Origin of the sequence: Bradyrhizobium sp. HKCCYLS3013 (genome assembly GCF_051167615.1) — a bacterium.
GTDB lineage: Bacteria > Pseudomonadota > Alphaproteobacteria > Rhizobiales > Xanthobacteraceae > Bradyrhizobium.
Map to the genome: position 1 here is coordinate 492,226 of NZ_JBNPTK010000001.1, position 18,426 is coordinate 510,651.

Consider the following 18,426-nt stretch of genomic DNA (forward strand, 5'->3'; position numbering starts at 1 on the left):
ACTCCGTCATGCCCGGGCTCGTCCCGGGCATCCACGTCTGTCCAGGCGTGCTGAACGACGTGGATGGCCGGGACAAGCCCGGCCATGACGACGTGGAGGCAGATGAGTGATGTCCCAGCAGCTCCTCATCGCCTTCGTCACCTTCGCCTTCGTGATGGCGTTCACGCCGGGTCCGAACAACATCATGCTGCTGTCGTCGGGCGTGACCCATGGCTTCCGCCGCACGGTGCCGCACATGATGGGCGTCAGCTTCGGCTTCGCCTTCATGGTCGGCGCGGTCGGCTTCGGGCTGGCCACGGTGTTCATCCGCTACCCGGTCCTGCAAGACGTTCTGAAATATCTAGGCGCGGCCTATCTGATCTACCTCGCGGTTGCGATCGCCTTGTCCGGATCGACCAAACCTGAGGACACCAAGCCGCGCGGGCCGATGTCGTTCTGGGGCGCGGCGCTGTTCCAGTGGGTCAACGCCAAGGGCTGGGTGATGGTGATCAGCACCATCACCGCCTATGCCGCGATTGCCAGCTTTCCGGCCAATGTCGGGCTGCAGGTCGCGATCAGCTTCGTGATGGCGATCGGCTCGACCATCACCTGGACCCTGTTCGGCACCGCGCTGCGGCCGCTGCTGAGCTCCGAGCGTGCGGTCCGCGCCTTCAACATCCTGATGGCGGTGCTGCTGCTGGCCTCGCTCTATCCCGTGTTCATGGACGCATGAGGGACGCCGCCGCCATGCGAGATCGGGGTTTCCAACGGGACCCAAAATGCTCTAGACACGGGCCGGATTTCGTCCGGGCGCAGCCGCCCGTGCCTCACCCAAGCGTCTGACTTTTCAGCCAATTCCGGCCATCTCAAAGAGGAAACGACAATGCGTGTCTACTACGATCGCGACGCCGATCTGAACCTGATCAAGGGCAAGAAGGTCGTCATCGTCGGCTATGGCAGCCAGGGCCACGCCCACGCGCTCAACCTGAAGGATTCCGGCGTCAAGGACGTCGCGATCGCGCTGCGCAAGGGCTCGGCCTCGGCCAAGAAGGCCGAAGGCGCCGGCTTCAAGGTGATGGAAGTCGCCGAGGCCGCGAAGTGGGCCGACCTCGTGATGATGCTGACCCCGGACGAGCTGCAGGGCGACATCTACCGCGAGCACCTGCACGACAACATGAAGCAGGGCGCCGCACTGGTGTTCGCCCACGGCCTGAACGTCCACTTCAACCTGCTCGACCCGCGCGCCGATCTCGACGTGCTGATGATCGCGCCGAAAGGCCCCGGCCACACCGTCCGCTCCGAGTACCAGCGCGGCGGCGGCGTGCCCTGCCTGATCGCGATCGCCAAGGATTCCTCGGGCAACGCCCATGACCTCGGCCTGTCCTACGCCTCGGCGATCGGCGGCGGCCGCGCCGGCATCATCGAGACGACCTTCAAGGAAGAGTGCGAGACCGACCTGTTCGGCGAGCAGGCGGTGCTGTGCGGCGGCCTGGTCGAACTGATCAAGGCCGGCTACGAGACGCTGACCGAGGCCGGCTACGCGCCGGAGATGGCCTATTTCGAGTGCCTCCACGAGGTCAAGCTGATCGTCGACCTGATCTATGAAGGCGGCATCGCCAACATGAACTACTCGATCTCCAACACCGCCGAGTACGGCGAGTATGTCACCGGCCCGCGCATCATCACGCCGGAGACCAAGGCCGAGATGAAGCGCGTGCTCGACGACATCCAGTCCGGCCGCTTCGCGCGCGACTGGATGCTGGAGAACAAGGTCAACCAGACCTCGTTCAAGGCGACCCGCGCCAAGCTTGCCCAGCACCCGATCGAGGAAGTCGGTGCCCGCCTGCGCGACATGATGCCCTGGATCAAGAAGGGCGCGCTGGTCGACAAGAGCAAGAACTGAGCTGTCATATTCGACGGTTGGGACCGCGGTAGCGCGGTCCCCGCCATCGGCTCAATCAAAAGCCTCCGTCCTTGTCGGGCGGAGGCTTTTTCTTGGCTGCGACGGCGAAGCGTGGTTCAGCCCGGCCGTTTGCAACACCCACAGCTGTCGTCCCTGCGAACGCAGGGACCCATAACCACCGGCTTTTGTTTTGCGAAGGACGATGATCCAGACCGTTTCCGCCAACTCACATCACGCGGTATGGGTCCCCGCGTTCGCGGGGACGACGGCAGTGGGCGGGAAGACGACGAGCGCCTAACCGCTGATGCTGGTTCGGTCAGGACGCCGTGTGCCGCGAAGCCAGCGGCGTGAGCAGGCGGACGATCTCACTGACCGCGACGAGGCCGACCAGCCAGGCGGCGCTGGTCAGGCCGAGGCGGGCGACGATCGGGAGCGCGAAGCTTGCGGCCCCGCCGAGTGCGGGCGTGGCGGCCAGCAGCACCAGCTCATAGGCGGCGTAGGCACTGAGGAGCGCGACGGCAAACGCGGCCGGCGCTGGTGCCGTGCGCAAGGCCGCCAGCGCCATGCGGGCTATGACGGTGGCGCTGAGCGCCGCGACGCCGATCATGGCGCCCCAGGCCAGCGTGTTGGCATCGACCGGATAGTGCAGCGCGCCGAAGCCGACGCCCTGGTTGACCAGCCAGGCGCCGAGCATCACCGGCAGCGCCATGCGCAGCGGCAGCATGGCGGCGGCGATCACGGCGAAGGCCGCAAACGGCGTCGCGCAGGCGAACACGAAGCTCGCCAGCGCGCAGGCCGCTGTCAGCAGCGCGAAGCAGAACGCAGCGGCATGCCGTTGCGGAACGGGCGCGAGGCGAGCCCCGGAACCAGGCCGGGCGAGAACGTCGAGAGTCATGGAACATCTCCTTCTGTTGCGATTGTAGTCCATTTCGGCAGCTTCTGTCAGCCGCCGGGAGGTTGGTCGGCAGCGTCACTGCACGCCGGAGCTCGCCACCCGGATGCCGCCGAACACGCCGAAGCCCGGCGCGAGGAATCCGGTCGGGTTCTGGTAGTGACGGTTGAACAGGTTATCGATCCGGCCGAACAGCTTGACCTGGTTGGACAACGCGTAGTCGCTGCGCAGGTTGACGACCGTATAGCCGGGCGCGACCAGGCCGGTGGTCATGCCGTCGCGGCTGACATCGAGCCAGTCGCCGACCCGCAGCACGGTGGCCGACAGGCTGAGCGCATCGACCGGCAGCCAGATCGCGGTTGCGCTCCATTTCTCCTTCGGCCGTCGCAATAGCTGCTGACCGGTGGCCGCATCGACCGCGCGGGTGAAGGTATAGTCCGCGCGCAGCGAGATCCGATCGGTCAATTTCGCCGCCACAAAACTCTCGGTGCCTTCGGTGGTCGCGAGGCCGACATTGGCATAGGAGGTGAAGGTCGCGTTGAAATTGATCAGGTTGGTGATGCTGTTGTGGAAGTAGGTCGCGCCGAAGCGGATGCGATCCGAAAACAGCGGCTGTTCGAAGCCGGCGTCGTAGCCGGTGCTCTGCTCCGGCTTCAGGTTGGGATTGGCGAAGAAGTTGAAGGCCGGAAAATCCTGGTGCAGCTGGCTCAGGGTCGGCGCCTTGAAGCCGGTGCCGTAGCTCGCCTTCAGCTTGGTCTCGGTGAGCGGCAGGATCACCGCCGGCGCGATGCGGTAGGTGCCATGGCCGCCGAACTGGTCGTTGACGTCGTTGCGCAGGCTCGCCACCACGAACCAGCGCTTGGCGAGCTCCGTCTGCAGCTCGACGAAGCCGGCCTTGTTGCCGTTCTCGGCGGAAAGATCGGTTGTTTTCAGCCGCTCGGTCTGCTGCTCCAGCCCGACGACGAGATTGTTGTGCGGCGCCAGTTCGGTCACCGCGTGCCAGTCATATTTGATGCGCTCCCCCGTGGCGACCGCGGCCACGGGATTGCCGGCCGTCAGATCGGACGACCAGTTGTTCACGTAGTTGACGCCGAAGTAGTTCCTGATGCGGCCCCCGAGCAGCGACCACACGGCTTCCTGGCGCGTTGCCAGCTGGTGGACGGTGTGTTTGCTCCTGATCGCATCGGGAACGCTGGGAAAGCCGCTGTCGCCGGTGAACAGCAGGGTGGCGTCGGTGTAGCGGACAACCGAATTCAGTGTCCAGGCCTCGTTGAGATCGACGCCGAGCTTGGACGAGGCGGTCACGTTGTCGTAGGCGTTGCCGATCGCCTTCTGCCCGGCCGGGAGCAGTTGCCATGGCGTCACCGGCACGTCGCCGGCGTGCAGATGCGCGACGTTGACCGCGTAGTTGACATTGTTTTGTGAGCCGCTGACGCCGGCCGACTGGTTGAAGGTCTTGAACGAGCCGGTCTCGACCGAGGCGGTCGCCCGCGCCGGGCCGTCGCCCTTGCGCGTGATCACCGAGATCACGCCGCCGATCGCATCGGAGCCGTACAGCCCGCTCTGCGGCCCGCGCAGCACCTCGAGCTGCTGGATGTCGGCGGCGAGCAGATGCGCGAAATCGAACGCACCGTTGCTGTTGGTGACGTCGCCGACGTCGATGCCGTCGATGATGAGCTTGGTGTGGTTGGCATTGGTGCCGCGCATGAAGACGTTGGTCTGGCCGCCCGGGCCGCCGGCCTGCACGACGTTCAATCCGGGGACGGTGCTCAGGATGTCCGGCACCGTGCGGGCCTGCTGCGCGGCGATGTCCTTGTCGGTCACCACCGTGATCGCATTCGCGACGTTGGCGACCGGCGTCACGATGCCGGCCGGGCTGACCGCGACGGGCGGGCTGGCCGGCGATTCCGGCTTTGCCGCCGGCATCTGTTGATGCGCGGCGTTGCCGGCTCTGCGGGGGATGGCCGGTTTCGGAGCGATCGGCCGGTGCGGCGGGTCGACCTCGACCGGCGGCAGCAGATCGGGCGAGGCGGATTGCTGCGCCGTTGCGGGGGAGGGACCGAGCAGCGCGAACGACGAGAGGAGGTAGAACGACGACAGAAGGGCGCGACGGCGCCTGGCATGGGGAACGGGAGACACGAGTGACCTCGGCATGACGTCAGTGGCACGTCACCGCGAACGAGGTCTCATGCACGCCTTTGCAGGCCTGCCTGAAAACGATGCCAATAACGCCCCGACCGGCATCCTCGCGTGTGACCACGGCTGACGGCAGGTCTCCTGGCTCGCGGGTCGTCACCTCCACGTCGCCTTCCCGGGACCGAGATTTCCCAGTGGCCTCTGACGCGAGATTCGCCGCTTACAGTTGCGGGGGCAGCTGCGGCCTTCGGTCACGTCCCTTGCGAGACGTCTCCGGCACCGCATTCCCTATTGAGCCCCGGTCGAGGGGCACCGTCGCCGTCACCGTAGGAGTGCGGGCGCACCAAAGTCAATCCGGCGCCCGGTGATCTCCTGGCGATAACGCGCTGGCGTGGATTGCGTGTGGCGAACTCTCTCGGCTGCCGCGTTCGGCATGAGATACCCGGCACCCGCGACGCCCCACAGCTGTCGTTCGCAGGGACGACAGCGGGGTGTGAGGCGCGAATCAATTCCGGCGCGGATCGCTTTTGCGAGCGCCGCTTACTTCTCGACCTTGTTGTGCACCATCCAGAACCGCAGGGTGCGCTGGGCGGTGTCGAGGGACAGGCGGGAATAGTCGCGTTCCGCGAGCTTCAGCGTGTCGCTGTCGATGGCGTGCTTGATCGGCCGGTGGGTCAGGATCTTCGCCACCACCGACCAGGCCAGCCCGGCGGCACGGCAGGGGATCAGCACGATGTCGGTGCGCGGGCCCTCCAGCACCTTGGCCATCATCTCGGTCGGGACGTTGTTGAGCAGGCCGAGCGCGGCTGACACCTCGCTGAAGCGGCGAGTCTCGGCGAAGAAGGCGATGGCGGCATCGTTGAGCTCGTTCAGCCCCTTCATGCGCTTGACGGCCTCTTCGGCCAGCGTGAAGTCGCGCCCGATCAGGCCGCCGTCGCTGCGCGCAACGTCGGCGATCGCCTTGAGGATTTTCTTGATCTCCTGCTGCAACGCCGGCGGCGCCGAGGCCATCAACTTGGCGCGCACGGCTTCGGTTGCGCGGCGCAGGAGGTCGCGCAGATGCTTGGTAGGCAGGTCGATGCGCAGCCCGATGATCTCGGACAATTCGTCGTCGTCCTCGGCATGCGCCATCATCCCGGAATAGCCGGTCTCGGAGAAGCGCGCGGTCTGGTTGTTGGCAAGCTTGCGGATGACCCGGCGCTCGCCGCGGTCGACGATGATGTCGGTCACCGCCTCGGTCAGATGCGGGCGGCTGGAGATCGCCATCAGGTGATCCTGGCCCTTGGTCGCCGCGACCTCCACCAGCGTATGCTCGGTGAGCCGGCTCGAGTGCATCAGCACGTTCTCGGCCACCGAGATTTCGTCGTCGCGGGCGAGCTGCTGGATCAATTCGACGGGCGCATAGTCGACCGGCGCGAGATGCTTGCTGAGCTCGGCCCGCGCGCGGGTCTCGACCCGCGAGACCAGCATGCACAGCACGTTGTCGAACACCTTGATCTGGTCCTCGCTGAGGCGTTCGCCGTCATGCAGGAACAGGTTGGTGACCTGGCGCAGCGTGTTGACGCGCTTCGCCGAGGAGCCGCTGCGGACGGCCTCTTCGAGTTCGGTGATGATGGAGTTTTCTGAAAGCGGAAGCTGTTCTGGCTGTGACACGATCGCGCTCGTTGGTCCGGATTGCCGGAGCGACAGCAACGCGTGTGGGATCCGCTGCAAGGCTTTCGGCCGGGGCAGTTTTCGGCACGGGCGATAACAATGCGTTAGGGGCGGAGGGCGTAGTACTCCGGGGAAACACGGATACGGAAAATTAAGACGATACGCATAGAGGGGAAGACGGGTCGGAGCCCGGCCTTTCGGAGATTCGCCGGACAATCGATGGAATGAGGTGCGATCACCTCCTTGCAGACCCGGCGAAGACAGGCGAGCGAGGCGGAAAGGTTAACGATCTCATAAGGTCACAAACCTTCCTTCATCCAGTTTGGTCGCTGCCCTCGATCTCACGTCAGCTCTCATCCTCTCAAGCATTGAAACTTAAATCCCATTCTTGCCGCGGCCGTTTTGCCGACGCGCCGTGCGTTGCGTGCCGTATTCCGTTGTTCCGGGGCAGGCTCGGCGGGTGATGACCTCACGCGAAAAATCAGCGCCAGCATCTTGCCGCATCCCGTGCGATAATCGCCGCGCAAATCGTTGAGGTCCCCATGAAATCCGTCGTCATCACCGGCGCATCCACCGGCATCGGGTTCGCCTGTTCGAAGCACCTGCTCGCGCGCGGCTTTCGCGTGTTCGGCAGCGTTCGCAAGCAGGCCGATGCAGACCGTCTGCGCAGCGAGCTCGGCGCCAACTTCACGCCGCTGCTGTTCGACGTGACCGACGAGGCGGCGGTGAAGGCGGCCGCGCAGGAGGTGCGGGCGGCTCTCGCCGGCGAGGCGCTCGCCGGCCTGGTCAACAATGCCGGCATCGCCGTCGCGGGGCCGGTGACGGAGCTGCCGATCGCGCAGTTCCGCCATCAGATGGAGGTCAACGTCATCGGCCCGGTGATCGCGACCCAGGCGTTCGCGCCGCTGCTCGGAGCGGATCCCGCCATGAAAGGGGAGCGAGGCCGGATCGTGATGGTCAGCTCGGTGGCCGGGCGCAATGGCAACCCGCTGTTGGCGCCGTATTCGACCTCAAAGCATGCGATCGAAGGGCTGTCCGAGAGCCTGCGCCGTGAGCTGATGCTGTTCGGCATCGACGTCATCGTCATCGCGCCGGGCGCGGTGAAGACCCCGATCTGGGCCAAGGCCGACGAGGTCGACCTGTCGCCGTATCAGGCCTCGCCGTTCTTCCCGGCGCTGCAGAAGATCCGCGCCTTCATGCTGAATCTCGGCAAGTCGGGGCTGCCGGCCGAGACCATCGCCGCTCGGGTGGCCGACGCCTTGACCTTGCCGGCGCCCAAGGTGCGCTACGAGATCGCGCCCGACGCCATGAGGCAATGGATCGTGCGGGTGCTTCCGAAACGGACCGTCGATCGCATCATCGCCAAGCGGCTCGGCCTGATGCCCGCGACCAGGCCCTGATGCCGGCGATGACGACCATCGGCAAGACCCAGGCGGAGCTGACCCGCCTGGTCGAGGAGGACCTTCGCGCGCAGCCGGGCTGCGAGACCGCGCGCGTGCCGGCGGTTCATGCGCTCGACGTGCGCAGCGGCCGCAACTGGGAGATCCCGCACGTCGTTCTCGGCGACAGCCTGATCAGCGACGTCGACCGCGCCGTGATGAGCGTGCAGCGCCGGCTCGGGCGCGCGTTTCACCTGATCGACGATCCGGTCACGGCGTCGGACGCGGCAGCGACGCCGCAGGGCGACTCCTGAGCTTTCTCGCGGGGATGTAAGCCCCGCCGGCTCAGCTCAGCAGGCCCTGCCGCAGCGCCAGCCGCACCAGCTCGATGTCGCTGGCAACGCCGAGCTTGTCCTTGATCAGCGAGTGCAGGTTGGCAACCGTCTTCGGGCTGAGATGCAGCGCGGACGCGATCTCGTCCGTCGTCCGTTCGGCCAGCAGCATTTGCATCACCTCGAACTCGCGCGCGGACAGCACGTCGGCGGCGGCGCGCTCGCCGGAGAGGCGGCTGAGCGCGAGCTCGTGATCGATGTCGGGGCTGATCGCGATGCGGCCTGCCAGCACGTCCATGACGGCGCGCACGAGAGCCTCCGGCGGGCTGCTCTTGGTGACATAGCCGCGGGCGCCGGCGCGGATCGCCTGCACCGCGAAGCCGGCATTCTCATGCATGGTGAACACGAGGATGCGCGCGCCGCGATCCCATTGCCGGATGCGGCGGATGCCCTCGATGCCGCCGACGCCCGGCATCGTCAGGTCCATGATGACGAGATCGGGCCTGACCTCCTTGAACAGCCGGTAGGCTTCGGCGCCATCGGCGGCTTCGGCGACCACGCGCAGTCCCGGCTGCTTCTGCAGCATCGACCTGTAGCCCTCGCGGACCACGGCATGGTCGTCGACCAGCAGGATGGTGCCGGCGGGCGTCGTCATGCCGCGTAGGCCGTTTCCGGCTGCGCAGGCGAGAGGCCGGGCAGGGCCGGGAGCGGAATCTCGACGCGGAGGCGCGCGCCGCCGGACGTGGCCGCAAAACTCATCTGGCCCCCCATGGAGGCGACGCGCTCGCGCATGCCGAGCAGGCCCATGCCCGGCTTGTCGGGCGCATCGCCGGCAGGACCGTCATCTTCGACGGTGAGCACGGTCGTGCTCTCGGGCGCCGACTGAGCCGGCCCGTCCTGAAGCGTCAACTGCAATCGCACGCGCGTCGCGCCGGCGTGCTTGACGGCGTTGGTGAGCGCCTCCTGCGCGATGCGGTAGACGTTGCTGGCGACGATGCCGGGCAGCCGGTCGACGTCGCCCGACAGGCTGATCTCGAACACGGTGCGGCCGTGCTGCCGCCGGTTCCAGCCGGCCACGAGGCCTTCGAGGCTGCCGGCGAGGCCGAGCTCGTCGACATCAGGCGGACGCAGCCGCATCAGCGCGCCGCGCAACTGCTCCATCATGTCGCTCGCGGTGCGCGCGATGCCGTCGCATTCGCCGACCAGAGCGGGGCAATCCTGCGCCGCGCTGTGACGGATCGACGCTGCGAGCGCCCGGATCGCCGCCAGCGACTGGCCGAATTCGTCATGCAGCTCGCGGGCGAGGTGGCGGCGTTCGTCGTCTTCCAGGGCAATCAGGCGCCGGGTCAATTCGCCGCGCTGCGCCAGCGCCGTCTCCAGCCCCTCGGCGAGCTGATTGAAGGCATCGCGGATCGCCGAGAGCTCGGCGAGGTCGAACGGTGGCAGCCGCGCCGACAGATCGTTGGCGGCGATCCGCTCCAGCCCGGCGCGGATCAGCCGCGTCGGGCGCAGCGCGCGGGCCAGTGCGGCGTAGGCCAGCACGCACAGCAGCACCAGCGCCGTCCCGAGTACCGGCAGCAGCCGGCCGAGCTCGCGCCAGGCGTCCGCGGTCATGACGCCGGCATCGATCCAGACGACCGCATCGCCGGTCCTCTCGCCGCGAAACCTGACCGGCCGTGCCGCTTCCCGGCCCGGCTCGAACAGCCGCCGATACGGCATCGCGAAGGCGCGGGGCGGATCGTCCGCCTGCGCGTCCGCGCCGCCGCAGATCCGCTGCACGATCACGCCGTCGACGCCGCGATAGGCGATGCACAGCCCCGGTCCCATCGCCGCGGCCGCGACCGCGTCGAGGTCGGGAAAGCCGGCCGGCGGGCTGTTGACCCAATGCATCTTGCTCTGCTGCAGTTGCAGCGTCCGGGCCGTGATCTCGGCGATCCGCGCGTTGCGCGCATGCACCGAGCGGTCGGTGTCGAACAGCACATAGGCGCAGATCGCCGCGAAGCAGAGCGCCGAGACCGCCGCGATGCGCAGCGTCAGGCGGTATTTGAGGTCGTAGCGGCTCCACATCTTCGGCGCGTCCATGGCAGCCCAGCCCGCCGGCATTTAACGGCAGAACCGCCCGGGCCAAAAGCGCCGCGGCCCGGTGGACGGTGCCGTCGTGAAATTTTCCCGTGCCTCGCCGGGATCCTCGCCGCTGCGGCCATGCCGCGCCGGCATCTAGCTTCGGAGCGCCAGACATCGTTGCAGGGGAATCTCATGTCGAACCGCCGCCTCGTCCGTTGCCTCGTTCTCGCGCTTGCTCTCGCGGCCGGCCCGGTCCGCGCCGCCTCTGGTGATGTCCCGGCCGTGCTGGTCGATGATTTCAGCTATCTCGACACGTCCGGCGAGCCGGTCGATCAGACCGCAGCGCATCAGCGGCGGCTGGATGCGTTCATCGCCGCGCTCCGCCGCGATGTCGCCGCGGATGCGCGGCTGCGTCCGGTCAGCCCGTCCTGCGCTCCGTCCTGTCCGACCGATGCGTCGCCGGAGGCACGGTTGCAGATGGCGGCCGCGGCCGGCGCCACCGTCGTGGTCACCGGTGGTGTCCAGAAGCTCTCGACCCTGGTGCAGTGGGCGCGGGCGTCGGCCATCGACGTCACCTCCCATCGGGTGCTGTTCGACAAGGTCTTCACCTTCCGCGGCGACAGCGACGAGGCCTGGCAGCGCGCCGAGATGTTCGTCTCGCGCCAGGTCCGTGACGCGCTGGCGCCGCCGGAGCCGATCCGGCTGGCGCTCTTGCCATTCGAGCTCGACGACACCAGCGCAGGCGCTGCGCTCGGCGCGACGGAGTCCGACCAGAAGGGGCTGCAGGAGGCGACCGACGCGGTGCGGCAGCTGCTGGCGCAGTCCGGGCGTTATCGCCTCGTGGACGCCGCCGGCGAGATCAAGCCGGGGCAGCCGGTGCGTGAGTGCGACGATTGCGAGGCGCGAGTGGCGCGCGCGGTCGGCGCCCAGCAGTCGCTGCTCGGCATCGTCAGGCGGATCGGCCGCACCGAATACATCATCGGTTTTCGCGTCCGCCAGGCCGACAGTGGCGCACTCGTCGTCGCCGGCGACAGCGGGCTGCGCCTCGGCGCCAATTATTCCTGGAGTCGCGGCGCGGTGCGTCTGGTGCGCGAGCGGCTGCTCGAGACCGGCTCGGAGCACTGATCGCGGCCCGGCCATCGCTCCGGTCCCGGAGCCGTCGCCGGGAGCTGCGCCGGTCCGCCATGCCGGACGATCGGCGCGCGGCTCCGTGCAAATCCGGGCTGTTGTGATTTGTGACGATTTCATTACGGTCGAATGACAGGATCGGCTTCCTTGATCTGTCGGCATGCGCCGGCGAAGGGCGCCTGCTTTCGACCGGCTGATGTCACTGACCCCGAACGACCAACCGATCACCACGCTCGCCGCGGCGAGCGCAACACGCTCTGCCGCCGTCCGGCTGTCCGCCGTCGCCGCGCCGCATGTGGCGGCGCTCGCTCTGATGCTGCACACCGAGACCGATTTCGGCTCGCGGCTCGGCTTCGTGCTGGCCTGGGGCATCCTGAACGGCTTCTGGCTGGTGCTGCTGCGGCGGCCTGCGGTGTCGGCCGCGCTGGCGCTGACCATGGTCGTGGTGCTGGTGCTGCTGTCGCAGCTCAAGCACGCTGTGGTCCAGATGACCGCGAACTTCGTCGACGTGATGCTGATCGATCACGACAGCGCGGCATTCCTGTTCACGATCTTTCCGAATCTCAAGCTGTCGGTGCTGGTGGCCGTCGCGGTCGTGTTGCCGCTGTTGGGGCTGCTGTGGTGGGCCGACCCGTTCCGGATCGCGCGGCTGCCGGCGCTCGCCGGCAAGCTCGCCTGCCTCGCGGCGCTGACGCTGTATTCGCTTAACTGGCGCGACGAGGCCTGGCGCGGCTACTATGACGACGGCTATCTGTCGAAATTCGCGCGCTCCGGCGTCACGGCGGTGTCCGACTTCCTCGCCAACGGCTTCATGGAATCCGACGCCACGGCTGATCGAAGTCTGGCTGCCTTCGTCCCGGATTCCTGTCATCCGGCCGCGCGCCGGCCGAACATCGTGCTGATCCACGACGAATCCAGTTTCGACATCCGCTCGGCTGAGGGCATCAAGGTGCCCGATGGCTATGGCAGCCACTTCAAGTCGTTCGACGGCAAGGCGCGGCAGTTCATGGCCGAGAGCAATGGCGGCCCGAGCTGGTTCACCGAGTACAACGTGCTCGCCGGCCTGTCGTCGCGATCGTTCGGCCGTTTCGCCTATTTCGTGACGCGGATCGCGTCCGGCCGGGTCGAGCGCGGCCTGCCGCTGGCGCTGCGCAATTGCGGCTACGACACGGTGTCGCTGTATCCCGCGCAGGGCGCCTTCATGAGCGCGCGCAGCTTTCAGACCACTGTCGGTGTCGATCGTTTCCTCGACGCGCGCGATCTCGGCGCCAAGGGCGTCGAGCCCGACGGCTTCTTCTACGACGCCGCGCTCGACCTGATGCAGCACCGGCCGCGCGGCAAGCCGCTGTTCATGTTCGTCTATCTCGCCGCCAACCATTTCCCGTGGGAGACGACGTTCCGGCCCGATTTGACGCCGTCCTGGCGTGCGCCCGGCAATCTGCCTTCGATCGACGAATATCTGCGCCGGCAGATGATGAGCGCAGCGGACTATCAGCGCTTTCTTGCGAGCCTGAAGAAGAGGTTCGGCGACCAGCCGTTCCTGATCGTCCGCTATGGCGATCACCAGCCGGAGTTCTCGCCGCACATTCTCGATCCCAAGCTCGACGAGGCCGGCATCGGCGAGAAGCTCGAAAGCTACGATCCGCGCTACTATCGGACGTATTACGCGATCGATGCCGTCAATTTCGAGCCGCGCCAGAGCGCGGTCGTGATGGACCGGATCGACGCCGCCTATCTGCCGCTGGTCACGCTCGAGGCCGCCGGAATTCCGCTCGATCCGTCCTTTGCCGAGCAGAAGGAGATCATGCTCCGCTGCAAGGGCGTGTTCTATGCCTGCGGCGACGGCGCCGAGGCGCGCCGCTTCAACCGCATGCTGATCGACGCCGAGCTGATCCGCGGGCTGTGACCGGCCGACGCCGAGGGGCGGCCGGTCAGGGGCGCAGCCGCCGCTGCTAATCCGCGGCCGCGTCGGTGACGATGCCGCCGATGTTCTGCCAGTGGGCGCCGTCGAACTGGATCATCTGCAACTGCTTGTTGACGCGATAATCGGTCGGCGAGGTCGTGATGCTGATGCCCGGCAGCAGCATGCCGAGCTCGACATGGTCGAGATGGGTGGCCTGCTTCAGCACGTTCTCCCGCGTCAGCTCGTCGCCGCACTGCTTCAGCACCTGGACCAGGAGCTCGGCGGTGATGTAGCCATAGACGTTGAAGTTCGAGCCCTTGTCGCCGTCGGGATAGTATTTCTCCATGAAGGCGAGATAGCGCTGCACGCCGGGGTCGTTCTTGAAGCCCTCCTCGAGCGGGTCCTTGACGTAGCCGACGCTGATCAGGCCCTTGGCATTCTCGAGCCCGGCGGGCTTCAGGGTGGCGCCCAGCGAATTGGCATTGATGTCGACGATGTGGACCGGCTTCCAGCCGAGCTCGGCGACCTTCTTGATGGCCTGCGCCGCCTGCTTCGGCGTGGAGGCGCTGAACAGCAGATCGGCGCCGGCGTCCTTCAGCTTCAGGATGTGGGAATCGATCGTCGGCTCGGTGATCTCGTAGGACGATTCGGCGACGATCATCTTGGCGGCCTTTTCGCCCAGCCCGGCCTTGAGGCCGGCGAGATAGTCGCGGCCGAGATCGTCGTTCTGGTAGAGCACGCCGATCTTGGCGTCGGGATGGGTCTTGAGAATGTACTGGCCGTAGATGCGGCCTTCGACGACGTAGCTCGGGTTGAAGCCCATCGTCCAAGGAAAGTTCTTGGGATCGGTGAAGCGCGAGGCGCCGGTGGCCGCGAACAGTTGCGGCACCTTCTTCGCGTTGAGATATTTCTGCACGGCGACGTTCGGCGCGGTGCCGATGATCTGGAACGTCAGGAGCACCTCGTCGCTCTCGACCAGCTTGCGCACCTGCTCGACCGTCTTCGGCGGCGAGTAGGCGTCGTCATACTGGATCAGGTTGATCTTGCGGCCGTTCACGCCGCCCTGGTCGTTGATCATCTTCATATAGGCGGCCTGCGCCTTGCCGATCGTGGCATAGGCCGAGGCCGGGCCGCTCAGCGGCACGGTCTGGCCGACCTTGATCTCGCTGTCGCTGGCCCCGGTGTCGTACTTCTTCTCGGCCGCCGAAGCCGTCGCTGCCAGCGACAGCAGGGCAAGCGCGGCCAGCGCGGTGGTCCCAATCCTCATCACATCCACTCCCTGATCATTTTTTGTGAAACTCATTCGGCCTTGATGGCGGCGTCGCGGATGACCGCGCTCCATTTTTTGGTTTCGTCGGCGATGAACTGGCCGAACGCCGTGGGGTCGCGCGGCTGCACGTCGAGCCCTTGTGCGAACAGCTTCTGCTTCACCTCGGGAGCGGCGAGATCGGCGATGATCTCGCGCGACAGCCGGTCGACGATGGCTTGCGGCGTCGCGCCCGGCGCCATGAAGCCGTACCAGCCCGACGCGACCACGTTCGGCAGGCCCTGCTCGCGCAGCGTCGGCGCCTGCGGATAGATCGCGCTGGGCTCGGTGGCGGCGACGCCGAGCACGCGGAACTGGCCGGCCTGGATATAGGGCAGCGCCGTGCTGATCGCCGTCAGCGTCGCATCGACGCGGCCGGCGAGCAGCTCGGTATAGGCCATCGAGTCGCCGCGGAAGGGGATGTTGAGGCCGGTCACCTTGGCGTCGCGGAACAGCAGCTCGGCGGCGAGATGCGGCTGCGAGCCGGCCCCGGGCGAGGCGAAGGTCAGGCCTTCCGGCTTGGACTTGCCGTAGGCGATCAGCTCGGCGAGCGTCTTGAACGGCGCGTTGGCGCTGATCATCAGGAAGATCGGCGCGACGACCGTGCCGGCCACTGGGCGCAGGTCTTTCACAGGATCGTAGGTCAGCTTGCCGAACAAAGCTTCGGCGGTGACGTAGGGCGCGGCGGCGTAGAGCAGGGTGTAGCCGTCGGGTGCGGCGCGGGCCACGACGTCATTGGCGATGCGGCTGCCGGCGCCCGGCTTGTTCTCGATGATGAACTGCTGGCCGAGGTGATGTTCGAACTCCGTCGCCAGAAGGCGCAGTGAGATGTCGCTGGCGCCGCCGGCGCCATAGGGACAGATCAGCCGCACCATGCGGGTCGGCCACTCGCCCTCGGCGCGTGCGGGATGGCTGCGGCCCAGGGCCAGCGCGGCTCCGGCACCGAGCAGGCCACGGCGCGTCATCGTCAACGGTCTCATCGCGCATCTCCCTGTCTGCTGCATCCCTTGTCCGGGCTGCTCCGGCGCGTTCTTCGCTGCGCCTGGTCGTATCTGCTCGCGCCGCGTCAGATCACCTTCCTGCGCGCGAGATCGTCCATCTCCTGGTCTGACAGTCCAAGCCAGCCCTGATAGATCTCCAGGTTGTCCTGGCCGACGTCGCCCGCGGCATGGCGCAGCGCCGCGGGATCGTTGCCAAAGCGCGGTACGACGTTCGACATTGCCACCGAGCCGAAATCGCGGTCGGGCACGCGCGTGATCATCTCGCGCGCGATCGCCTGCGGATCGGCCGCGATCTGGTCGATCGCGTAGATCGGCGCGATCGTTCCCTTGGCCGCGGTGAAGCGCGCGACGACATCATCGAGGTCATGCGCGGCGCACCAGGCGGCAAAGATCGCGTTGAGCTCGGCCGAATGCTTCACCCGCGAGGCATTGTTCGCGAAGCGCGGATCCTCGATCAGGTCAGGACGATCGATCGCGCGACAATTGGCGGCGTAGAGCGCGTTGGTCGAGCCGGCGAGCGTCACCCAGCGATCGTCGCGGGTGCGATAGACTGCGGCCGGCGCCGAGTAGCCGTTGGCATTGCCGATCCGGCTGCGGCTGAAGCCGAGCTGGTCGTGCTCGACGGGCAACACGTCGAGCAAGCGGAAGACAGCCTCGGTCAGCGCGAGGTCGATTTCCTCGCCCGGCGCGTCGGGGTCGCGCGCCCGCTTCCACAACGCCGCGAGGACGCCAATCGCGCCGAACGCGCCGCCGATGGCGTCGCCGATCGGATAGCCTGGATGGGTCGGCTCTCCATCAGCCTCGCCAGTGATGTAGGTGAGGCCGCCCATCGCCTCGAAGATGCGGGCAAAGCCCGGCCGGTCCTTGTACGGCCCGTCCTGCCCGAACGCGGTGGCGCGCAGGATGACGAGGCGCGGCTGGATCGACCACAGCACCTCCTTCGTCAGTCCCCAGCGATCGAGCGTGCCGGGGCGGAAGTTCTCGATCAGCACGTCGAAGCGCGGCAGCAGCCGCTTGAACAGCGCGAGCCCGTCGGGCGTGCGCAAATCGAGCGTCGCGAAGCTCTTGTTGCGGTTGGCCGTCTTCCACCACAGCGGCTTGCCGTCCTTGAACGGCGGGAAAGTGCGGACACCGTCGCCTTGGCCCGGCATCTCGATCTTCAGGACGTCGGCGCCATAGTCGGCGAGCAGCGTGGCCGCGAACGGCGCCGCGATGATCGTGGCGATGTCGAGAACGCGCAAACCCTGGAGTGGCCCGGCCATGTCGTGATGCACCTGTCTCAGCCGGCTTCGGCCGCAAGCGCCGGCTCCGGCGCGCGCCTGATGATCTTGGGCTCGGCTTCGTTGATGAGTGCCCGGATGCTGGCGGCGAGCGCCGTGATGCGCGGGCCGATCTCGGCATCGAGCTGGCCCGGCTGCAGCCGGAAGGCGGGAATGCCGCAATTGATCGCGAAGGCGCGGCCGGAGCTGTTCGCGTAATGCAGCGGCGCGGCGACGGCGTGAATCGCAGGCATGTATTCGCCGATGCAGGTGCAGAAACCGCGCTCGGCACATTGCGTGATGCCGCCGAAATAGAGCGCGGAAAAATCGCTCCATTGCTCGGCGTCGCCGGCGGCGAGCTGCGCGTCGAAACGCGCGGCCGCGCCGGGCGGCAGGATCGCCGACGCGGCGCGCCCCATCGCGGTCGCGACCACCGAGATCGGCATGCCGATGTCCGGAACATGCGGGCCGACATCGCCGGAGCGCGCGGTCTCGACATAGACCACGGCGCTGCCGTCGAGCAGGCCGATCGACACCGTGCCGCGGACGCTCGCGGCGAGATCCTGCATCAGCGGCCGCGCAATCTGCCGGAACGGCATGTCGGCGAGCAGCGGATGCGCCATCCGCAACGCGCGGATGCCGAGGCGATACTTCGCGAGCGCCTGATCGAACGAGAGATAGCCGAGCTCGGTGAGGGTGTGGGTGAGCCGGGCCACGGTCGGCCGCGGAATCCCGGTCCGGACCGAGATGTCCATGTTGCCGAGCACCGCCGATCCGGTCCCGAACGCCTCCAGCACGAACAGGCCCTTGGCCAGGGTCGTGGCAAAGGCGGCATCGCTGGCGCTGTCCGCGAGCATCGTTTCGACGGCGCGGTCGCGGCTGATCGGGAGGGGGCGGGAAACGGACATGGACGAAGAATGACCGATGATACCCGTGGAGTCCATATGCTTGTTATTTTGAGCCATGATCGTCCACTATGTGGACAGCGTGGGTGCAGTATCCTTTGCTGCGCCCCGCGCCGGTCCCCTGATCGAGGGTTGTGAACCGGCCGGCGGACCGCTACCGCTGTCTCGTCAACGTCCGGGAGGAAATCGATGTCGACCTCAGTCAAGCAGATGCTGGAAGCCGCCAACGCCGCGGTGCCGAAAATCGCGCCGGCCGAGGCGCAGGCGATGATCGCCAAGGGCAATACGCTCGTCCTCGACGTGCGCGATGCGCCGGAGGTCGAGAAGAGCGGCAAGATCGAAGGCGCGCATCACGTCTCGCGCGGCATGCTCGAATTCCGCGCCGATCCGGACTCGCCCTATCACGACAAGAATTTCAGCAAGGACAAGAGCGTCATTCTGTATTGCGCCTCCGGCGGCCGCTCGGCGCTGGCAGGGAAGACGCTGAAGGACCTCGGCTACGACAAGGTCTTCAATGTCGGCGCGTTCAAGGATTGGGCCGAGAGCGGCGGCGCGGTCGAGAAGCCGATCGAGCCGGGGATGTGAG

16 protein-coding genes and 1 riboswitch are annotated in these 18,426 nt (G+C 67.1%); of the genes, 7 read left to right on the forward strand and 9 right to left on the reverse strand.

What is annotated here, in order from left to right; genetic code table 11:
- Positions 1–109: 109 nt before the first annotated feature.
- Positions 110–712, forward strand: coding sequence for a LysE family translocator (locus tag ACQR1F_RS02240; RefSeq protein WP_434912470.1), 603 nt, complete (start codon positions 110–112; stop codon positions 710–712).
- 150 nt (positions 713–862) lie between these two features.
- Positions 863–1,882 carry a ketol-acid reductoisomerase gene (gene ilvC, locus ACQR1F_RS02245; RefSeq protein ID WP_315713342.1) on the forward strand — a complete coding sequence of 340 codons (1,020 nt, stop codon included), beginning with the start codon at positions 863–865 and terminating at the stop codon, positions 1,880–1,882.
- Between the two features lie 316 nt (positions 1,883–2,198).
- Here the strand turns inward: ilvC and ACQR1F_RS02250 are convergent, their stop codons facing one another.
- From ACQR1F_RS02250 to ACQR1F_RS02260, 3 genes are all read right to left on the reverse strand, one after another.
- Positions 2,199–2,777 (reverse strand): hypothetical protein, encoded by a 579-nt coding sequence (locus tag ACQR1F_RS02250; RefSeq protein WP_434912471.1) that lies wholly within the window; start codon positions 2,775–2,777, stop codon positions 2,199–2,201.
- Positions 2,778–2,852: 75 nt separating this feature from the next.
- Entirely contained in the window at positions 2,853–4,913 is a 2,061-nt protein-coding gene (locus tag ACQR1F_RS02255; protein ID WP_434912472.1) for a TonB-dependent receptor domain-containing protein, read from the reverse strand.
- 111 nt (positions 4,914–5,024) lie between these two features.
- A riboswitch (cobalamin riboswitch) is annotated at positions 5,025–5,242 on the reverse strand.
- A gap of 208 nt (positions 5,243–5,450) precedes the next feature.
- Positions 5,451–6,563, reverse strand: coding sequence for a DUF2336 domain-containing protein (locus tag ACQR1F_RS02260; protein ID WP_434891158.1), 1,113 nt, complete (start codon positions 6,561–6,563; stop codon positions 5,451–5,453).
- 542 nt (positions 6,564–7,105) lie between these two features.
- Here ACQR1F_RS02260 and ACQR1F_RS02265 point away from each other — a divergent pair.
- Together ACQR1F_RS02265 and ACQR1F_RS02270 are read left to right on the forward strand one after the other, a co-directional pair.
- Entirely contained in the window at positions 7,106–7,963 is an 858-nt protein-coding gene (locus ACQR1F_RS02265) for an SDR family oxidoreductase (RefSeq protein WP_316239581.1), read from the forward strand.
- Complete coding sequence (locus ACQR1F_RS02270) at positions 7,963–8,256, forward strand: hypothetical protein (protein WP_315805576.1); 294 nt, start codon at positions 7,963–7,965, stop codon at positions 8,254–8,256. The genes ACQR1F_RS02265 and ACQR1F_RS02270 overlap by 1 nt, the downstream gene beginning before the upstream one ends.
- 31 nt (positions 8,257–8,287) lie before the next feature.
- Here ACQR1F_RS02270 and ACQR1F_RS02275 read toward each other — a convergent pair whose 3' ends face one another.
- Positions 8,288–8,929 (reverse strand): response regulator transcription factor, encoded by a 642-nt coding sequence (locus tag ACQR1F_RS02275; protein ID WP_316217055.1) that lies wholly within the window; start codon positions 8,927–8,929, stop codon positions 8,288–8,290.
- Positions 8,926–10,341, reverse strand: a complete 1,416-nt coding sequence (locus ACQR1F_RS02280) for a HAMP domain-containing sensor histidine kinase (RefSeq protein WP_316239610.1) — start codon at positions 10,339–10,341, stop codon at positions 8,926–8,928. The genes ACQR1F_RS02275 and ACQR1F_RS02280 overlap by 4 nt, the downstream gene beginning before the upstream one ends.
- Before the next feature lie 189 nt (positions 10,342–10,530).
- Between ACQR1F_RS02280 and ACQR1F_RS02285 the strand changes: the two genes are divergently transcribed.
- Positions 10,531–11,463, forward strand: coding sequence for a DUF2380 domain-containing protein (locus ACQR1F_RS02285; RefSeq protein WP_434912473.1), 933 nt, complete (start codon positions 10,531–10,533; stop codon positions 11,461–11,463).
- Positions 11,464–11,662: 199 nt separating this feature from the next.
- The gene (locus tag ACQR1F_RS02290; protein WP_434912474.1) at positions 11,663–13,372 is read left to right on the forward strand and encodes a sulfatase-like hydrolase/transferase; all 1,710 of its coding nucleotides are present in this window, start codon (positions 11,663–11,665) and stop codon (positions 13,370–13,372) included.
- 46 nt (positions 13,373–13,418) lie between these two features.
- Here ACQR1F_RS02290 and ACQR1F_RS02295 read toward each other — a convergent pair whose 3' ends face one another.
- The 4 genes from ACQR1F_RS02295 to ACQR1F_RS02310 all read right to left on the reverse strand — a co-directional run bounded on the left by ACQR1F_RS02295 (position 13,419) and on the right by ACQR1F_RS02310 (position 17,843).
- Positions 13,419–14,636, reverse strand: a complete 1,218-nt coding sequence (locus ACQR1F_RS02295; protein ID WP_434912475.1) for an ABC transporter substrate-binding protein — start codon at positions 14,634–14,636, stop codon at positions 13,419–13,421.
- A 32-nt stretch (positions 14,637–14,668) separates the two neighbouring features.
- Complete coding sequence (locus ACQR1F_RS02300; protein WP_316217051.1) at positions 14,669–15,655, reverse strand: Bug family tripartite tricarboxylate transporter substrate binding protein; 987 nt, start codon at positions 15,653–15,655, stop codon at positions 14,669–14,671.
- An 86-nt stretch (positions 15,656–15,741) separates the two neighbouring features.
- Positions 15,742–16,938 (reverse strand): CaiB/BaiF CoA transferase family protein, encoded by a 1,197-nt coding sequence (locus ACQR1F_RS02305; protein ID WP_434912476.1) that lies wholly within the window; start codon positions 16,936–16,938, stop codon positions 15,742–15,744.
- Positions 16,939–16,955: 17 nt separating this feature from the next.
- Entirely contained in the window at positions 16,956–17,843 is an 888-nt protein-coding gene (locus ACQR1F_RS02310; RefSeq protein ID WP_434912477.1) for an IclR family transcriptional regulator, read from the reverse strand.
- A 186-nt stretch (positions 17,844–18,029) separates the two neighbouring features.
- On the opposite strand from ACQR1F_RS02310, the gene ACQR1F_RS02315 reads away from it, so the two are divergent.
- Positions 18,030–18,425, forward strand: coding sequence for a rhodanese-like domain-containing protein (locus ACQR1F_RS02315; RefSeq protein ID WP_316183553.1), 396 nt, complete (start codon positions 18,030–18,032; stop codon positions 18,423–18,425).
- Position 18,426 lies beyond the last annotated feature (1 nt).